Raw genomic sequence first — 16,463 nt, forward strand, 5'->3', positions numbered from 1 at the left:
GCCACACTACGGGGCTGCGGTGACGGGACGGGCTTGCCCGGCCGGGGCCGGGCGGCCCCCGTACCATGGGACGCATGACTGAGGTCGACCCGCAGAACCGCCGTGTCGTGCTCGCCGCCCCCCGTGGGTACTGCGCGGGCGTGGACCGGGCCATCGTCACCGTCGAGAAGGCCCTGGAGCTGTACGGGCCTCCGGTGTACGTACGCCACGAGATCGTGCACAACAAGTACGTCGTCGAGACGCTGCGCAAGCGCGGAGCGGTGTTCGTCGACGAGGCGTACGAGGTTCCCGAGGGCGCCACGGTCATCTTCTCGGCGCACGGTGTCGCGCCCGTCGTGCACGAGCAGGCGGCGTCGCGCAACCTCAAGACCATCGACGCGACGTGCCCGCTGGTCACCAAGGTGCACAAGGAGGCCGTGCGGTACGCCGAGGCCGACTACGACATCCTCCTGATCGGCCACGAGGGCCACGAAGAGGTCATCGGCACGACGGGTGAGGCGCCCGACCACATCACGCTTGTCGATGGGCCGAAGGACGTCGCGAACGTCGAGGTGCGGGACCCGTCGAAGGTGGTGTGGCTCTCGCAGACGACCCTCTCGGTCGACGAGGCCATGGCGACCGTGGGCGCGCTGAAGGAGAAGTTCCCGCTCCTGGAGAGCCCGCCGAGCGACGACATCTGTTACGCGACGCAGAACCGCCAGATCGCCGTGAAGCAGATCGCCGACGAGGCCGACCTGATCATCGTGGTGGGCTCGAAGAACTCCTCCAACTCGATCCGGCTCGTGGAGGTCGCTCTCGAGGCCGGCGCCGGTGCGTCCCACCTGGTGGACGGGGCGGACGAGATCGACGAGGCGTGGCTTGAGGGCGTGACCACGGTGGGGCTGACCAGTGGTGCGTCTGTGCCGGAGGTTCTGGTCGACGGTGTGTTGGAGTGGCTCGCGCAGCGGGGATTCGACGATGTTCGGATTCACCGGGCGATGGAGGAGCGGTTGACGTTCTCTCTGCCGCAGGAGCTTCGGAAGGACATGAAGGCCGCGGGGCGGGAAGCCTGAGGGTTGGCCTTGGCCTTGGCCTTGGCTTTGGCCGGGGCGGGCTGTTTTTGCGGCTTTTCGCTGCACCGTTTTTTGCGGCTTTTCGCTGCGCCGTTCCTGACCTGGTTTTGCTGGAGGCCTGACGCCCCTCCCGCTCTTGGATTTTCCGCGCGGACGGCCCGCGCCTCAAGCCGATCCTGCCAACGCTTGGTCAGGTGGCCTGGTTCGTTGCGGCTTGACCCGCGGGCCGGACGCCCTGAACCACCTCGCACCTGGCGGGAGGGGCGCGGGGTGTGGACGCGCTTGTTTCGGTTTCCCTGCCGGGCTGCGGTTTGCGTGGGGTGCGGGCGGGTTTTGTTGCTTGGTTTTGTTGCGCTGCCGGGCTGCGGTTCCAGCGTGGGGCCGCGCCTGTTTGAGTCGGTCGGGGGCACGGCCTCGACCCCCCCATCACTTTGCCGTCACGTATGCGAATCACCAGAACTCCCTCATTAGGGGGTGTTCGCGTCACACTTGCGTCACTCGTCGGGAGGCGGCGCGTTGCTCGCTGCTCCCGGCCCCTCAGCGTGCTCGCTGGTCTGGTGGACGAGGGGCTCGCGGGGGGCGCGGGTCCCTGGTCGGGCGAGGCGGGCGGCGGGTCCGCTGTTGGTCGGCGCGGTAGCGGACGAAGGCGATCGCGGCCGCCAGCGCCGAGCCGCCCCACAGCACTCCGGCCTTGAAGGTCAGTGCGGTGAAGACGTCGAGGCCCATGCGGACGAGGAACGGCTCGCCGTTGTCGCTCGGGAACACCAGGCTCAGGGCCACTATCGTCAGCGCGAACGCCAGCGGCGGGGCGATGGCGGCGGCGACCAGGTCGCGAGTTCGGGTCTTCACGGCGACCAGCACGCACGAGGCGAAGAAGGCCGTCCCGAAGATCACCCCGATGGTGTCCGTCGCGATCTCGTTGACCAGTCCGCCGAGGAGCGTGCCGCCGGTCGCGACGACGAACGCGCCGGGGGCGGTCAGGCCCGTGTTGCCGGCGGGGCCGCGTCGGGGCGGGTGCGGGCGGCGGCCCTGAGGGGTGCCCGGGCCGCCCGGGGGTGCGGGGCGGGGACGCGGGGTGCCGGGGCCGGCTTCCGAGCCGGTCCCCGTCGGGGTCACCGGGGGTGCGGCGGGGGGCGGCGGTCCGCCCGACGGCGGCGTGCCCGGGTCGTCCGGCTGATCGGGTGAGGCGGCTGAGCGGCGGCGGCGCATGGGCTCACTCCGCCCAGGCGCCGGCACCGGACGCCGCCCTTGCGGGGATCCGGCCGCGGGTGGGCGGGCACGGCTGCGCTGTTCCACATATCAACGGTATGCGTACAACCTGCAACAAAGGGGTGAAGAACACGCGCTTCCTCAGCTGATCCGGATAGAGCCACCCGGGTGGCCGGTCTGCCCCGGCTGTCCGTCGTGGCCCGGTGCGGCGGCCGGTCCGCCGCGTGCGGGGTCCCGCGGGTCGGGGCCCTGCTCTGGTGAGGACGCGTTCCCCTCCTCGATCGGTGGCAGCGAACGCAGCCGGTTTCCCTCCTCCGCCGCCGCGACCAGTTCGGGCGCGGACAGCGCGCGGGCGGTCTGCTCGACCTGGGTGGGCACCGCCAGGTCGCTCTCGACGAGCTTGAGGTCCCGCATGCGGCGCGCGCTCACGAGCACGCGTGCCTCGAGGGAGCCTACGGTGCGGTTGTACGCGCCGACCGCGCCGGTCAGCGAGCGGCCCAGGCGGTCGAGGTGCTCGCCGAGGCCTCCGAGGCGGTCGTAGAGCTCGCGGCCGAGTTCGAAGACCTCGCGGGCGCCGTCGGCCAGGGCGTCCTGGCTCCACGCGTAGGCGACGGTGCGCAGCAGCGCGATGAGGGTGGTCGGCGTGGCCAGCACGACCTTGCGTGCCGCGGCGTACTCCAGCAGCCCCGGCTCCTGGTCGAGGGCCTGCGCGAGGAACGCCTCGCCCGGTACGAACAGGACGACGAACTCGGGGGTGGGCTGGATCTTCTGCCAGTACGCCTTGCCGCCGAGCTGGTCGACGTGGGTGCGCAGGTGCCGCGCGTGGGCGAGGAGCCGCTCGGCGCGTACCGCTTCGTCGTCGGTTTCGGAGGCGTCCAGGAAGGCGGTGAGCGGCACCTTCGCGTCGACGACCACGTGCTTGCCTCCGGCGAGGTGCACGACCATGTCGGGGCGGAAGAGTCCGTCGTCGGTGGTGACCGAGGTCTGTGTGTCGAAGTCGCAGCGGTCGACCAGGCCGGCCAGTTCGACGGCGCGGCGCAGGTGCATCTCGCCCCAGCGGCCCCGGACGTCCGGCTTGCGCAGTGCGGTGACGAGTGACGCGGTCTCTCGGCGCAGTTGTTCGCCGGCCGTCCGTACGTCGTCGATCTGGCGGGTCAGCGCCGCCTGCGCGGCGACTCGGGAGCGTTCGAGGTCGCCGAGCCGGCCGTCGAGCCGGTCGAGGGTCTCGCGGATGGGGTCGCCCGCGATCCGGAATCGGTGGTCGGCGAGTTCGAGGAACTGCGCGTTGCTGCGGGCCAGGGCGTCCGCGGACAGCGCGCGGAACCGCTCCGAGAGTTGCTCCTGCGCGCGCTCGGCGAGGTCGGCGGCGCCGAGCGCGGCGGCGCGCTCGGCCTCCAGCCGGGCGATGCGCGCGGTGGCCTGACCACGCGCCCACAGCACGCCGACGAGCGCGCCGAGACCGAGGCCGATGAGCAGCAGCAACACGGCGGTGACGTCCATGTGTTCATACTTGCGGCTTATTGCGCGGTGGCGTGAGTCGGCGCGCCGGTCGGGAGTTGTGCCGTACGCCGCCTCCGCTCAGGTGCCGGGCGGTGGGCCGAACGGCCGAGGGGGCGCGACCGGCGGCGGTGGCGGAAGGAACGGCGACGGTGCGGCCGTGCCGCGCAACTCGTCGCTGATGGCTTGTGACCCACCGAGCTCCAACGGGATGCCCCGTGCGGACAGCGGGGCGTGGAGGTCGAGGGCGAGCACGCGCAGCATGCCTTCCTCGACGCGCACCAGGGTGACTTTCGCCTGGGTTCCGCTGCGCGACGTGACGCGCAGCCGCGCCACGCTGTTCCAGCTCGGATGCCCAGGGGTCAGCCGGAGCTGCACGGCGGCGACGTCGGCCCACGCGACCTCGACCGCGGATCTGTTCGCCAAGGAGATCCCGTGCGGAGAGATCGCCAGCCGGCGACGGCCCTGCCGGACCGCCGTCATGAAGACCACGGCGCAAGCGACGGCGCCAAACGCGGAGACCGGCAGCAGCTCCGGTGCGCCGCCGGCGAGCGCGACTGCGACGGGCGCGACCGTAATCGCGATCAGGAGCAACGCCTCGAACAGCTGTTGCACGGGCTCGCGACTGCTGCCGCAGCGCCACACAACCCGGTCCGCATACGCCTCGCGGTTCATCCGCGTCCCCCCTTGGGCCACCCCCGTGTGCCCGTTCGGCGAGCGTAGCCGTGCGCGGCTCCGCCAGGTGAGAGGACCTTCCCTCGTCAGGCGTCGGTGCCCGGGGCACGCTGTCGGGGGCAGGGGGGTTCGGGGGCCTCGATAGACTGTGGGGCGGCGGTGCCGTGTCCTCGGGCCGTCGCCCCCCTTCACCCCACCGAACCCAGGGAAGCCACGTTGTCGCTCACCATCGGAATCGTCGGTCTGCCCAACGTCGGCAAGTCCACCCTGTTCAACGCGCTGACGAAGAACAACGTGCTGGCCGCGAACTACCCGTTCGCGACGATCGAGCCGAACGTCGGTGTCGTCGGTGTGCCTGACGCGCGGCTCGGCAAGCTCGCCGAGATCTTCGGGTCGCAGAAGGTGCTGCCGGCGACCGTCGACTTCGTCGACATCGCGGGCATCGTGAAGGGCGCCTCCGAGGGGGAGGGCCTGGGCAACAAGTTCCTCGCGAACATCCGCGAGTCGGACGCGATCTGCCAGGTCATCCGGGTCTTCACCGACCCCGACGTGGTCCACGTCGACGGCAAGGTCTCGCCGAAGGACGACATGGAGACCATCAACACCGAGCTGATCCTCGCCGACCTGCAGACCATCGAGAAGGTGCTGCCGCGGCTCCAGAAGGAGTCGCGTCTGAAGAAGGAGTCGGCGGAGGCCGCGAAGGCCGTCGAGGAGGCGCAGAAGGTCCTGGAGACCGGCAAGACGATCTTCGCCGCCGGCCTGGACTCCGCCCCGCTGCGTGAGCTGCACCTGCTGACCGCGAAGCCCTTCCTCTACGTCTTCAACGTCGACGAGGAGGAGCTGACCAACGAGGACCTCAAGGCCGAGATGCGCGCCCTCGTCGCGCCGGCCGAGGCGATCTTCCTCGACGCCAAGATCGAGTCCGAGCTGATCGAGCTGCCGGACGACGAGGCGCTCGAGCTGCTGCAGGGCCTCGGCCAGGAGGAGTCCGGCCTGTCGCTGCTGGCCCGCGTCGGCTTCGCCACGCTCGGCCTGCAGACCTACCTGACCGCCGGGCCCAAGGAGGCCCGCGCCTGGACGATCAAGAAGGGCGCCACCGCCCCCGAGGCGGCCGGCGTCATCCACACCGACTTCCAGCGCGGCTTCATCAAGGCCGAGGTCATCGCCTTCGACGACCTCGTCGAGACCGGCGGCCGCACCGAGGCCCGCGCCAAGGGCAAGGCCCGCATGGAGGGCAAGGACTACGTCATGCAGGACGGCGATGTCGTGGAGTTCCGCTTCAACGTCTGAGCGAGACTTCAGAGGCTCCCTGACCTGCGGCGACGCAAGTCAGGGAGCATCGCTGTCCGCAGCAGTCCGCGCGATGCTGCGACCGGTGCGGGTTGGCGCCGACCGTCGGATGCGCTTCTGCTGTTCCGAGGGTGTGACGTCGATGCCCGTCATCTTTGTCCAAGAATGCGGATCGGTGGCTGCTGCCAGGATGGCGGAGATGGCGAGTACGCGCGAGGTCGGCTACTGCGGTTTCGTCCGAGCGTGCGAGAACACCGGCTAGCGAGGGCAGCGGGCGATCCTCGGAAGCTGTGACGAGCCGAGGAGTCGATCAAGTGCCGGCACGCCCTCGTGATGGAGCGATGGGCCAGGACAGCCCGGCAAAAGTCGGCGCAGGGCACGGGTTGCGACATCAGTCAGTGTTGCTCCGATCTCCGGCCCCAGCGAAAGGTTGAGACTTCCGGCCAGATGTACTTGCCGATCGTCCCACCCGTCGATGTCCTCGGTGAGGAAGTCCATAACCACGGATTGCCGCCGACCCAGAAGGAGCAACTCGCAGGCCTGCACGACGTCCCGAAGATCGAAGATGAGCCGGGCCGATGTCCATGAAGGTCCGAGGGCGGGCTCCTCACAGCTGATGATGAGCTCGTTGGAGTCGGGACTCTCGGCGGCGACACCCAATTGGAGGCCGCCGTGTTTCAGGAAGTCCTCAACGGCTTGCTGTTCTTGTTTACCGTGAACGACTAGGGACCACCAGGGAATCGCAGCCCATGTGCCATGGTTCATCATATATTCTTCGAAGGGCGTGAAGACTTGAGGGCGCTTCAGAAGGTGCTTGCTGAAGGTGGCAAGGCAGCCGTCCTGGAAGTGTTCGTCCGGTGTGCGCTCGCGTAGCAAGTCGTACTCGATGGCGCTAATGCTTTCGACGGCTAGTGCGATGTCCTGCAACTGCTCTTCGATGATCTCCGCCGCCCGTGCAAGGACTGCACGGAATTCATGGCCCGCTGGTGCCAGATCGACGTACTGAGCGAGGGTTCGCCGAGCTGCCTTGCACCGGACGAGATCGCCACCCAGCTGAACTAAGTGGCGGGCGTTGAGTGTGCTCCACGGGCGAGTGGACATCCAGTCTTCCCATGCACGGTCGCCCCCACCGCGCTTGCCGAGCATCATTGTCGTGACGGTGCCGACTCGAAGATCCGGCTCGGTGTTCAACCTCTCCCAGGGGTTGGGATAAGTGACCAGTGGGAGGGGCGGCAGTGAGGAGTACGCGCTCAGGACACGGATGTCCGCAGTGTCCCAAAGCTTGCTGAGTTCCCGCTCCACGCGAGGACGTGGCATCGTACGGCTTCGCTGGGCAGCCCAATATTCGCTCAGCAGCATGTACGTACTCTCTGGCGTCCAAGGAAAGAGTCCCAGGCCCCCGAGGAACCCAACGCTGTTGGCCAGCCCGTTTGTTTCGAATCCGAACTGGACCTCGGCGATGAGTTCTGAGAGTTCGTCAATGCTGGGGCACGGAGTGGCGAAGATGCCGCTGGAGAAGAGCATGCTGCTGATGGTCGTCGTGCTTTTCCCCTGGGCGAGTTGGACGGCGATTCGTGCTACCAGTAGGGAGCGGATGAGCGTCGGATCGCCGAGCTCGGGGCGGAGCTGGTCTTGGGCAAGTGCCGGGACATCCCCCAAGCGCCCGCGCAGTTCGTGATGAATCTCGCGAAACCATTGCTCCCGCTGTACTGAGAGCGTCGGTTTCTCTGTGGGAGGGCGCCACTTGTTGTGGAACAGTGCGATGGCGTGCCCCAGGCCGCTGGCCCGCTGCTGGGGTAGTGGCATTCCCTGCGATTTGAGTCGGCCACGGACGTACTTGTACAGGGAGTTCATGTCCAGCGGATCCGGCATTTCGGCTATGCCATCGGCAATTGCTGTGACGAGTTCGCCGGTGAACGCTGTAAGTGGAGAATCCGGAGGAGCCATAGCCGCTTGCGTCGCTGCTGACGCGGTCATGACATAGGTGCCTTCGATGATGGCCTCGTCCGCGACCTCATCGGCGCTGCCCATGAACCCCTCCAGCGCGGCACCGCTGTAGCAACAGTCCAGGATCACGACCTTGTTGGCAGCTGCGCTGTCCAACACTTCGGCACGTAGGTCGTCGAAGGCCACCGACGCGTACTGTTTCCTGCCCCGTTCCGAGTTGCGCACGGCGAGACGGAGGGAGCCGTCGGGTAGCCGCATACCGTGGCCGGCGAAGTACACCACCAGGGTGTCCGACGCTTCACTCGCCGCCCGGTGTACGGGGTCGAGCGCGCTGTTGATTTCAGTGGGGTTGAGCACCGTCGTGCAATGTCTTTCCGGAAGGTCCCCACCGAGTGGGGACCTGAAGAGCTTGGCCAGCTCGGTGAGGTTGTTGCGCACCGCTGGCAAGGGCGGGAAATGCTGGTACTCGTCCACCCCGATCAGCACTACACGGGTTCCGTCAGGATCAGGCAGGCGCATCACCGATCTTCGGAGACGCAGGGCGCCGACGCCTGGCTCGTGCCGACCGTTCCTGGCTCTACCAGGGGAGGTGCAGATGCCAGCAGGGCTGCGACTCGACGCAGAGTATCCTCTGATGTGTCGTGGACTGTCACGGTTACTCCGTCGCGGCCGATGACGACCGGCCCGGATGATGGGCGAGCTGCTCGCCAAGCAACCACGATATTCACCAGCAGGCCTGCGGCGGCAAGACCGTTGCTGACGAACATGTTGATGGTCTCTCCCGCGTTCATGCGGCCAGACGCGCTGGCAGACAGTGCTAGCTCGACCTGTGCGTGGCGCCGGAGTTCATGATCCTGCCGGAGCCAGTAGTACAGATCGTGGGCCGCTGTGTCGTCGCCTTGTGTATCGACGGTGATCTGCAGCTCCATGTCGTTTCCCCCTGCCGCCTACGGTGCAATGCTCATGGCAGGGAACGGGTGCACCTCCGTAACTCCTGCCCCCAACGTTCAATCTGGGTGGAAGGATACGCCCCCCAATGGGGGTGGCTCCTCTCGTAGTTCGTGGACCGTGGCCATTGGTGACCGCTCTCGGCTGTGGCTGATCAGCTGTCGAGAGCGGCGATCCGCTGGCCGGCGATGGCCTCCCTCAGGAGGCTCTGTGTGCTGGGGTGCCGTCGGTATACCGCGTCGATCTCACGCGATGCAGCCTCATGGTCGTAGGGCATCGCGAGCTGACGGGCGACGCCGTACCGGAGTGCGTCCGCGACGTCCTTTCCTATCTCGGCCGTCCGCAGAGCCTCGACGATGCCGGTCGAGGCATCGACGAGCACCATGCAAGCGGTGAAGGGCTCACCTTGCTCCCCAGGCACGCCGACAGTGCGGTCGCGTTGGCGGTATGCCTCCCATGGCGAGTCGCCCCAACCGAGAGCCCCTTTCGGGGCGCCGGGGCGGGCCGGTGCGTTGAAGCGGTAGCACCACATCAGATGTCTGTCCCCGACGGTGACCGCGACCATCGCTGAGCCGGTCGTGAAGGCGGCCAGCTCGTCCGACGTGAGGCCGTCGAACGAATGGATGATCTCGACATAGTTCGCGCTGAGGACCAGGTTGGCCGCGGACTTCGGCCACTTGACCTGCCTCGGGTACGGCTCACCGACAACCAATGTGTATGTCATGGTGCTTTCCCCTCTTGCCGGTCTCGGACCAGGGCCGTTGCATCCGCCGCAAATTTCAGAGTAGTTGGGCTGCGTAGACGCAGCCGCGACAACATTGCCCGCCATGCCGTGGCCGGGTATCGGCTTCGGGGGGATCAGGACCGGGGCAGTCGTTGGCGAAGTCGCATGGGAGGCCCGTCCAGCGGCGAATCTCGGCGGGCGTGCAAGCGGGTTGGCCGTGGAGGTGGGTCAGGGCAAAACAGCAGCCGCCGCCGAAGAAGCGGGACTCGCTGACCAGGAGCAGGTAGCCGATGCGTATGCGGAACGTGGCGCGTTGGCCTACGCCGATCAACCAAGTGGCGGTGAGGCGTAAGCGCCACTCGTAGCCGTGGAGTGCCTCCGGCTCGGCAGCGGTGATCGTTGCCCTGCGTCGTCGATGCGGCGACGGGTGAAGCGTTCGGCGTGTGGCCACCTAGGCCGCAGATAGGGCCGGACCCGTGCGGCTCCGGCCCTATCTGCGGGTTCGGGGCAGGCCGGGCGGTGTTGGGGTCAGGCCATGCAGAAGAGTTCGAGCTGGATGTCGTCGGGGTCGCGGAAGCAGAGGACGGCGCCGAACGGGGTTTCGGCGATGGGGGAGTGCTTTACGCCGTGGGCGGCCAGGCGGGCGGTCCAGGAGTCCAGTTCGGCGCGGTCGGCGACGGCGAAGGACAGGTGGTCGAGGCCGGTGCGGGCCGGGTCGAAGGTCGCGCCGTCGTTGGCCTCGTGCTGCTGGAGGCCGAGGGCGAAGCCGCTGGGGTGGACGCAGATGCGCTCCTCGTAGCCGTGCCCCTCCATGGCGGTGAGCTCGGCGAAGTCGAGGACCTCGGTGTACCAGCGGACGCTTTCCGCGAGGTCGGTGACGGAGAGCGAGACGTGCGAGAAGCCGGTGTGGCCGGGCATGGGACCCCCTGTGTGTAACGGCAGGCCGGAGGGTGTCGATACTCCGGCCTGGAGTATCGGCAGGCAACATACTCCGGGGCGGAGTATGTTGCCAGCGTGCCGAACGATTCCGCCGCGGACCGCCGTCCGCTGACCACCACGTCGTACGCGATCCTCACGCTGCTCGCCGTGCAGCCGTGGACCACGTACGAGCTCGCCCAGCAGATGGACCGCAGCCTGCGCTGGCTCTCCCCGCGCTCCGCGAGCTCCGTGTACGAGGAGCCGAAACGCCTCGTCGCCGCCGGACTCGCCGACGCCCGCAAGGAGTTCACCGGCCGGCGCGCACGCACGGTGTACGGCATCACGGAGGCCGGCCGCGCCGAACTGCGGTCGTGGCTGGCCCGCGACGTCGAGGCGGTCGACCCGAAGGAGAGCGACCTGCTGCGCGTCGCCTTCGCCGACCACGGCGAACTCGACGATCTGAAACGGACGTTGGCCGCCATGCGCGCCGACGCGGCGACCCGCCTCGCGCTGGCCCGTGAGCGCGCGGCCGAATACCGCGAGACGGGCGGCCCGTACCCCGACCGTCTGCCCGTGATCGCCCTGGTCACGCGGATGTTCCTCGACCAGGCCGAGGCGTTCGACCGCTGGGCGGCGTGGGCGGAACAGGCGGTCGGGGAGTGGGGCGGGGTGACTCCCGCGACCGGCGCGCGGGTGCCCGACGGGGCGTTCGGGGCGCCGGAGTAGGTCGGCGCCCAACTCCGGCACTTCACCTGCGCGTTCCGTGGACATCAGGTAACCCGGGGCCCGCTGCGCTACCGTCTTGCCGCATGACGACGGGGGACAAGCCATCAGGTTGGTACGCCGACCCGGACGGCCGTGCGGAAACGTTGCGCTGGTGGGACGGATCGGCCTGGACGGACGCCGTCCGCCAGGTGCCCGGCCCCGGTCCGGAGACTGCCGGCGGGCCCGCGCCGCGTGGCTACCACGCTTCGATATCCGCCGCCGTGTGGCCGGTCGGCGGCGAACCCCCGCCGCCCCCGCCGGTCCGGTTCGAGGCCGTGGAGCCCAACCGCACGCGTAAGCGCCTGCTCCTCGGGCTCGCGGCGGTGCTGATCGCCGCGGTGGCGACGACCGGCGGCTACTTCTGGGGGGCGGCCGGCGCCGGTGACGACCCACACGTCGTCGCCTGGGACGAACGCGGTCAGCCGCCTCCGCCTCCGCCTCCGCCCCCGACCACGCCCGGCCCGGCGGCGCCTACCGGGCAGGTGCCCGTGGCGCGGCCCGAGGCCCTGCCGCCCGACCTGGTCGCCTGGTACCGGATGGACGCGCCGGGCGGCGGCGTCGTCCCGGACGCGTCGAAGGCCGCCCAGAACGCGACGACCTCTGGCACCGTCACCTGGTCGGCCGAGCACGGCGGCAGCATGCTGTTCGACGGCCGCGGCACCCTCCAGACGGCCAAGCCGGTGCTGGACACCACCAAGAGCTTCACCGTCGCGGCGTGGGCGTCGGTGAGCAGCACGGGCGCCTTCCAGACGGTCGTCGCGCAGGACGGCGCGCAGGTCAGCGGCTTCTACCTGCACTACAACAAGGACGCCGGCACCTGGGCCTTCGTGCGGACGTCGAACGACACGGCCAACCCGCCGCAGTGGTTCACCGCCGCCGGCCGCGCGCCGGCCAAGCCGGACACGTGGACGCACCTGGCCGGTGTGTTCGACGCGGCCACCGGCACGATGACGCTGTACGTCGACGGCGTCGCACAGGGCTCGGTCGTCGACCCCGTGCCGTGGCGCGCGAACGGGCCGCTCACGATCGGCCGCGCGGCCGGCAACGTGGACATGCTGCACGGGACGGTCGGCGACGTGCAGGCGTACGCCCGCGCGCTGTCTGCGGCCGAGGTGGCGGGCCTGGCGGCGGCGCGCTGAGGCCCGGATCCGGGGCCGCGGGCGAGCGGGCTACGGCCCGGCGACCGCCGCGATGGGCCCGTACCCGGCGTACACGCCCTCGGCCCTGAGCACCGTCACCCACAGCGAGACCTCGCCCGCGCGGGCGAACGAGAACGTGACGCGGCGGCTCATGCCGGCCCGCACGAGGTCGGCGGCGTTCGGCACCACCGCGCCGACGTTGCCCGGCCCGCCGAGCTGCAGCGACTTCGCCGACGGAATGCGCAGGTCGGGCGATGTGGGGGTGAAGGTGAACGCGGCGGGCAGCGGGAGCTCGTTGACGCTGACGCCCTGCAGGACGTCAGGCAGGGCGCCGCCGTTGTAGATGCTCCCCGTGACGGCGAGCGGTCCGCCGTCGGCGAGCGGCCCGGTCAGCAGGACGACGTTCTGCACCTTGAGGTTGCCGAGCGTGGTCGCGGGCGTGTCCGGGTTGACCTCAAGGGTCTCGGCCTTCGTCCCGGCCCCGCAGCCCGCGAGCGCGCCGCTGAGCGGCACGACGACGAGGAGCGCGGCGGCGAGGGCGCGGCGGAATCGACGGTGATGCGGCACGGCGGCGTCACTCCTCGGGAGGTGCGGCAGCAAGGCTGTGCCGCGAATATCCGATTTACACCGGAATTATGTGTCCACGGTCACCCGATCCCGAGCACCGACGCGCCGCCCGCACCGCACCCGCGACCACCCCCACCCCCGCACACGCGCCCGCGCCGGCGGCGGGCCCGACGGCGGCCGGTCGAGGCTCGTCCGGCCGCCGGGCCCGTCGGGGGTCAGGGGTGTCTGGGGGAGCTCTCCGGATCAGCCCGCGTCGCATGGTGCGTGCGCCGGGCCTGGCGGCCCTTCCAGGTCTGCCGCCCGGCACGGGTCCGGAGAGATCCCCGGGCATGCTCTAGGCGCCGTGCTCCTTGGCGATCGCGTCGATGCGGCGGGCCAGGGTCACGTCGAGGTCCGTGACACCGCCCGCGTCGTGCGTGGTCAGGCCGATCAGCAGGTTGCGCCAGCGGATGTCGATGTCCGGGTGGTGGTTCATCTCCTCGGCCACGACGGCGATCGCGTCGACGATGCGGATCGCGGTCGGGAAGTCCGGCGCGGAGACGGTGCGCTGGATCAGGTCGGTGTCGCCCTTCCAGCCGTCGAGGTCGGCGAGGGCGGTGGTCAGGGCGTGGGCGTCGAAGAGTTCCGGCATGCCCCTGACGGTGGTCGGCCGCGGCCCCTCAGTCAAGGCCACACGCGGATGCGCGCGTCGCCGTGCGCAGGGCCGTAAAGTGGACGGCCATGACCGATCGGCCGGGCGCACCTGGTGCCGCCCCCGCGGAGCGGTCCGGGCCGCCGCGGGTGGTGGTCGGGGCCGCGATCCTGCGTGCGGGGCGGGTGCTGGCCGCGTGCCGCAGCGCGCCCGCGCATCTCGCGGGCGGCTGGGAGTTCCCCGGAGGCAAACAGGAGCCGGGCGAGTCGGAGGCCGAGGCGCTGGTGCGCGAGTGCCGGGAGGAGCTCGGTGTGGCGGTACGTGCCGTCGGCCGGCTGCCGGGCGCGTGGCCGCTGGCGCCGGGGTACGTCCTCCATCTGTGGCACGCGGAGCTGTTGTCGGGCGAGCCGCTGCCGCTGGAGGACCATTCCGAACTGCGCTGGCTCGGTCCGCACGAACTCGACGAGGTGGACTGGCTGCCGCAGGACCGCGACGCCGTCGCGGTGGTGGCCGGGCTGATGGCTACCACCCGGGCGGGCTAACCGGTTAGTAAGGTGCAAAGGCTTGAAAAAGCCGTGAATCGGGGAAACGGCTCCTCATAGCCGGCAACGCGAAGGATCCGCGGTCGATGGAGCAGGATCAGGGCACCGAGCGGCCCCCGGGCGGCGACACTCCCAACTCCGTGGCGCCCGGAACCCTGTACGACCTGGTTCCGAGCGCGACCTGGGTGCTGGACTCGGACGGCCTGATCACCATGTGGAGCCGGTCCGCCGAGAAGCTGTTCGGCTACACACGGGAGGCCGCGCTCGGCCGCTGGGCCGGCGACCTGCTCGACCCGCCGCTGACCCAGGCCGACCGGGGCCGCATCGAGCAGGAGATCGCCGACCGCGAGCTGGTCGGCGGCACGTACCGGATACGGTGCGGGGACGGCTCGGTGCGCGACTTCGAGTCCCGGTCGGCGTTCGTGACGGACGCCGAGGGCAACCGCTCGGTGCTCATCACCTCGGTGGAGGCCGAGGCGCTGCACCGGGTCGAGGCGGACCTCGCCATGCGCGAGGCGTTGTTCGACCAGTCCCCGATCGGCGTGGGCATCTTCGACGCCGAGCTGCGCTACGTGGCGGTCAACGACGCGCTCGCGGCGATGGACGGGGTGAGCGTCGCCGCCCATCTGGGCCGCACCATCGACGAGGTCATGCCCGGCATCGACACGGCCCGGGTGCGCACCATCCAGCAGCGCGTGCTGGACACCGGGGAGCCGGTCGTCGACTCGCGGATCTTCGGCCCGGTCCCGCTGGACGGCGCCCCGCGCACGGTCTGGTCGATGTCGTACAACCGCCTGCAGGCGCAGGGCGGCAAGACGCTGGGCATCAGCTGCTCGCTGATCGACGTCACCGAGCGGCACTACGCCATGGTCAAGGTGGACGCGGCCCGCAAGCGCCTCGCGCTGCTCAACGAGGCCGGCACCCGCATCGGCGCGACGCTCGACATCCCGCGCATCGCCGAGGAGTTGGCGGCCTCCGTGGTCCCCGGCTTCGCGGACCTGGCGGCCGTCGACCTGCTCGAGGCGGTGATGGTCGGCGACGAGATCCCGCCCGGCGCGCACGCCGACACCACGGTCATGTACCGGGTGGCGTCGCGCGGCGCCCGGCCCGGCCGGTACGCGGACGAACTGCTGGAGCAGGGTTCGCGGTTGGTGTACTCGGCGGACTCGACGTTCGGCCGGTGCCTGCGCAGCGGCGGCTCGTACCTCGTGCAGAACATCCAGGACGAGATGTACGAGGAACTGATCCGCGACACCGGCCGCGCCGAGTCGGCCCGCGTCCTCGGCCTGCACACACTGATGGTGGTGCCGCTGAGCGCGCGCGGCATCGTCCTCGGCACGCTGCTGCTCGGCCGCGGGGAGGGCCGCCCGGCGTTCGACCCGGACGACCTGACGCTGGCCACCGAGCTGGGCGCGCGCGCCGCCGTGTCCGTGGACAACGCGCGGCTGTACCACCGGCAGCGCGAGACCGCCGTGATGCTGCAGCGCAGCCTGCTGCCGCAGGACCTGCCGGCCATCCCGGGCATCGAGGTCGCGCACCGCTACCTGCCGGGCAGCCTCGTGACCGAGGTCGGCGGCGACTGGTTCGACGTGCTGCCACTGTCCGGCGGGCGGATCGGGCTGGTGGTCGGGGACGTCATGGGCCACGGCGTGCACGCGGCCGCCGTGATGGGGCAGTTGCGCACCGCCGTCCGCACGCTCGCGGGCCTCGACCTGCCGCCGTCCGAAGTGATGGGCCACCTCGACGACATCGTCGCGAGCCTGGGCGAACTGCACTACGCCACCTGCGTGTACGTGGTGTACGACCCGGTCGCGCGGACCTGCGAGTTCGCGAGTGCCGGGCACCTGCCGCCGGTGCTGGTCTCGCCGGGCGGCCTGCCGACCCCGGTCGACCCGCCGTCGGGCGCGGTCCTCGGCGTCGGCGGTGTGCCGTTCGAGCAGAAGGAGCTGACGGTCGAGCCCGGCAGTGTGCTGGTGCTGTACACCGACGGCCTGGTGGAGACCCGCGAGCGGGACATCGACACCGGCATCGGGCTGCTGTGCGAGGCGATCGCGGAGCACCGCGGCCCGCTGGAGGAGGCGTCCGACGCCGTCATCGCGTCGCTGCACAAGGAACTCGGCTTCGACGACGTCGCGCTGCTCATGGCCCGCTTGGACGCGCTGCCGGAGAACGCCGTCGCGTCGTGGTGGCTGCCCGCCGAACCGCCGGTGGTGGCGCGCGCCCGCGAGCTGACCCGCAAGACGCTGCACGACTGGGACCTGGAGTCCCTCGTCGACATCGCCGAGCTGCTGGTGAGCGAACTGGTCACCAACGCGCTGCGGTACGGCGCGGGCCCGATCCGGCTGCGCCTGCTGCGCGGCCGCAACCTGCTGTGCGAGGTGGCCGACGCGGTGCCGAGCCTGCCGCGGCTGCGCGAGGCGCGCGACACGGACGAGGGCGGGCGCGGCATGCAGCTGGTCACCACGCTCGCCGAGCGGTGGGGGAGCCGGAGGGCGGGCCACGGGAAGATCGTGTGGTTCGAACTCCAGCTCCCCACCGACGAGTAGCCCCGGCGGGGCC

General features: G+C 70.2%; 16 protein-coding genes. 6 read left to right on the forward strand and 10 right to left on the reverse strand.

Features of this window, described 5'->3' with window-relative positions; all coding sequences use genetic code 11:
- Positions 1 to 65: 65 nt before the first annotated feature.
- Positions 66 to 1,052: a 4-hydroxy-3-methylbut-2-enyl diphosphate reductase gene (locus tag QI554_RS22340; protein ID WP_425528027.1), complete on the forward strand. Its 987-nt coding sequence runs from the start codon at positions 66 to 68 to the stop codon at positions 1,050 to 1,052.
- Positions 1,053 to 1,589: 537 nt separating this feature from the next.
- Here the strand turns inward: QI554_RS22340 and QI554_RS22345 are convergent.
- The 3 genes from QI554_RS22345 to QI554_RS22355 form a co-directional block, all read right to left on the reverse strand.
- Positions 1,590 to 2,261: a DUF6542 domain-containing protein gene (locus QI554_RS22345; RefSeq protein ID WP_281471959.1), complete on the reverse strand. Its 672-nt coding sequence runs from the start codon at positions 2,259 to 2,261 to the stop codon at positions 1,590 to 1,592.
- A gap of 141 nt (positions 2,262 to 2,402) precedes the next feature.
- Positions 2,403 to 3,761 carry a DNA recombination protein RmuC gene (locus QI554_RS22350; protein ID WP_281471960.1) on the reverse strand — a complete coding sequence of 453 codons (1,359 nt, stop codon included), beginning with the start codon at positions 3,759 to 3,761 and terminating at the stop codon, positions 2,403 to 2,405.
- 78 nt (positions 3,762 to 3,839) lie between these two features.
- A complete protein-coding gene (locus QI554_RS22355) occupies positions 3,840 to 4,433 on the reverse strand; it encodes a hypothetical protein (RefSeq protein ID WP_281471961.1) in 594 nt (197 codons plus the stop codon).
- Between the two features lie 216 nt (positions 4,434 to 4,649).
- On the opposite strand from QI554_RS22355, the gene ychF reads away from it, so the two are divergent.
- Entirely contained in the window at positions 4,650 to 5,723 is a 1,074-nt protein-coding gene (gene ychF, locus QI554_RS22360; RefSeq protein ID WP_281471962.1) for a redox-regulated ATPase YchF, read from the forward strand.
- 258 nt (positions 5,724 to 5,981) lie between these two features.
- Here the strand turns inward: ychF and QI554_RS22365 are convergent, their stop codons facing one another.
- The 5 genes from QI554_RS22365 to QI554_RS22385 all read right to left on the reverse strand — a co-directional run bounded on the left by QI554_RS22365 (position 5,982) and on the right by QI554_RS22385 (position 10,260).
- Positions 5,982 to 8,156, reverse strand: a complete 2,175-nt coding sequence (locus QI554_RS22365) for a caspase family protein (protein WP_281471963.1) — start codon at positions 8,154 to 8,156, stop codon at positions 5,982 to 5,984.
- A gap of 32 nt (positions 8,157 to 8,188) precedes the next feature.
- Positions 8,189 to 8,599: an effector-associated constant component EACC1 gene (locus QI554_RS22370; protein WP_281471964.1), complete on the reverse strand. Its 411-nt coding sequence runs from the start codon at positions 8,597 to 8,599 to the stop codon at positions 8,189 to 8,191.
- Between the two features lie 173 nt (positions 8,600 to 8,772).
- Entirely contained in the window at positions 8,773 to 9,342 is a 570-nt protein-coding gene (locus QI554_RS22375) for a hypothetical protein (protein ID WP_281471965.1), read from the reverse strand.
- Between the two features lie 55 nt (positions 9,343 to 9,397).
- Positions 9,398 to 9,793 carry a DUF6000 family protein gene (locus tag QI554_RS22380; RefSeq protein WP_281471966.1) on the reverse strand — a complete coding sequence of 132 codons (396 nt, stop codon included), beginning with the start codon at positions 9,791 to 9,793 and terminating at the stop codon, positions 9,398 to 9,400.
- Between the two features lie 77 nt (positions 9,794 to 9,870).
- Positions 9,871 to 10,260 carry a VOC family protein gene (locus QI554_RS22385; RefSeq protein ID WP_281471967.1) on the reverse strand — a complete coding sequence of 130 codons (390 nt, stop codon included), beginning with the start codon at positions 10,258 to 10,260 and terminating at the stop codon, positions 9,871 to 9,873.
- A gap of 96 nt (positions 10,261 to 10,356) precedes the next feature.
- On the opposite strand from QI554_RS22385, the gene QI554_RS22390 reads away from it, so the two are divergent.
- Both QI554_RS22390 and QI554_RS22395 read left to right on the forward strand, forming a co-directional pair.
- Positions 10,357 to 10,986, forward strand: a complete 630-nt coding sequence (locus QI554_RS22390; protein ID WP_281471968.1) for a PadR family transcriptional regulator — start codon at positions 10,357 to 10,359, stop codon at positions 10,984 to 10,986.
- A gap of 83 nt (positions 10,987 to 11,069) precedes the next feature.
- The gene (locus QI554_RS22395; protein WP_281471969.1) at positions 11,070 to 12,164 is read left to right on the forward strand and encodes a LamG-like jellyroll fold domain-containing protein; all 1,095 of its coding nucleotides are present in this window, start codon (positions 11,070 to 11,072) and stop codon (positions 12,162 to 12,164) included.
- 30 nt (positions 12,165 to 12,194) lie between these two features.
- Here QI554_RS22395 and QI554_RS22400 read toward each other — a convergent pair whose 3' ends face one another.
- Together QI554_RS22400 and QI554_RS22405 are read right to left on the reverse strand one after the other, a co-directional pair.
- Positions 12,195 to 12,731 carry a DUF461 domain-containing protein gene (locus QI554_RS22400; RefSeq protein ID WP_281471970.1) on the reverse strand — a complete coding sequence of 179 codons (537 nt, stop codon included), beginning with the start codon at positions 12,729 to 12,731 and terminating at the stop codon, positions 12,195 to 12,197.
- Positions 12,732 to 13,065: 334 nt separating this feature from the next.
- Positions 13,066 to 13,362, reverse strand: a complete 297-nt coding sequence (locus QI554_RS22405) for a 4a-hydroxytetrahydrobiopterin dehydratase (RefSeq protein ID WP_281471971.1) — start codon at positions 13,360 to 13,362, stop codon at positions 13,066 to 13,068.
- Between the two features lie 89 nt (positions 13,363 to 13,451).
- Between QI554_RS22405 and QI554_RS22410 the strand changes: the two genes are divergently transcribed.
- Both QI554_RS22410 and QI554_RS22415 read left to right on the forward strand, forming a co-directional pair.
- Positions 13,452 to 13,904 carry a (deoxy)nucleoside triphosphate pyrophosphohydrolase gene (locus tag QI554_RS22410; RefSeq protein ID WP_281471972.1) on the forward strand — a complete coding sequence of 151 codons (453 nt, stop codon included), beginning with the start codon at positions 13,452 to 13,454 and terminating at the stop codon, positions 13,902 to 13,904.
- Positions 13,905 to 13,990: 86 nt separating this feature from the next.
- Positions 13,991 to 16,450, forward strand: a complete 2,460-nt coding sequence (locus QI554_RS22415; protein WP_281471973.1) for a SpoIIE family protein phosphatase — start codon at positions 13,991 to 13,993, stop codon at positions 16,448 to 16,450.
- Positions 16,451 to 16,463: the final 13 nt, after the last annotated feature.

The sequence above is a fragment of the Yinghuangia seranimata genome (assembly GCF_029953285.1).
Lineage (GTDB): Bacteria > Actinomycetota > Actinomycetes > Streptomycetales > Streptomycetaceae > Yinghuangia > Yinghuangia seranimata.

What these genes read in the sequence shown, in the direction of transcription:
- QI554_RS22385 (WP_281471967.1), bottom strand. Translation starts at nt 10,260, where the DNA reads ATGCCCGGCCACACCGGCTTCTCGCACGTCTCGCTCTCCGTCACCGAC.
- QI554_RS22395 (WP_281471969.1), top strand. Translation starts at nt 11,070, where the DNA reads ATGACGACGGGGGACAAGCCATCAGGTTGGTACGCCGACCCGGACGGC.
- QI554_RS22345 (WP_281471959.1), bottom strand. Translation starts at nt 2,261, where the DNA reads ATGCGCCGCCGCCGCTCAGCCGCCTCACCCGATCAGCCGGACGACCCG.
- QI554_RS22350 (WP_281471960.1), bottom strand. Translation starts at nt 3,761, where the DNA reads ATGGACGTCACCGCCGTGTTGCTGCTGCTCATCGGCCTCGGTCTCGGC.
- QI554_RS22340 (WP_425528027.1), top strand. Translation starts at nt 66, where the DNA reads ATGGGACGCATGACTGAGGTCGACCCGCAGAACCGCCGTGTCGTGCTC.
- QI554_RS22415 (WP_281471973.1), top strand. Translation starts at nt 13,991, where the DNA reads ATGGAGCAGGATCAGGGCACCGAGCGGCCCCCGGGCGGCGACACTCCC.
- QI554_RS22405 (WP_281471971.1), bottom strand. Translation starts at nt 13,362, where the DNA reads ATGCCGGAACTCTTCGACGCCCACGCCCTGACCACCGCCCTCGCCGAC.
- QI554_RS22410 (WP_281471972.1), top strand. Translation starts at nt 13,452, where the DNA reads ATGACCGATCGGCCGGGCGCACCTGGTGCCGCCCCCGCGGAGCGGTCC.
- QI554_RS22375 (WP_281471965.1), bottom strand. Translation starts at nt 9,342, where the DNA reads ATGACATACACATTGGTTGTCGGTGAGCCGTACCCGAGGCAGGTCAAG.
- QI554_RS22370 (WP_281471964.1), bottom strand. Translation starts at nt 8,599, where the DNA reads ATGGAGCTGCAGATCACCGTCGATACACAAGGCGACGACACAGCGGCC.
- QI554_RS22355 (WP_281471961.1), bottom strand. Translation starts at nt 4,433, where the DNA reads ATGAACCGCGAGGCGTATGCGGACCGGGTTGTGTGGCGCTGCGGCAGC.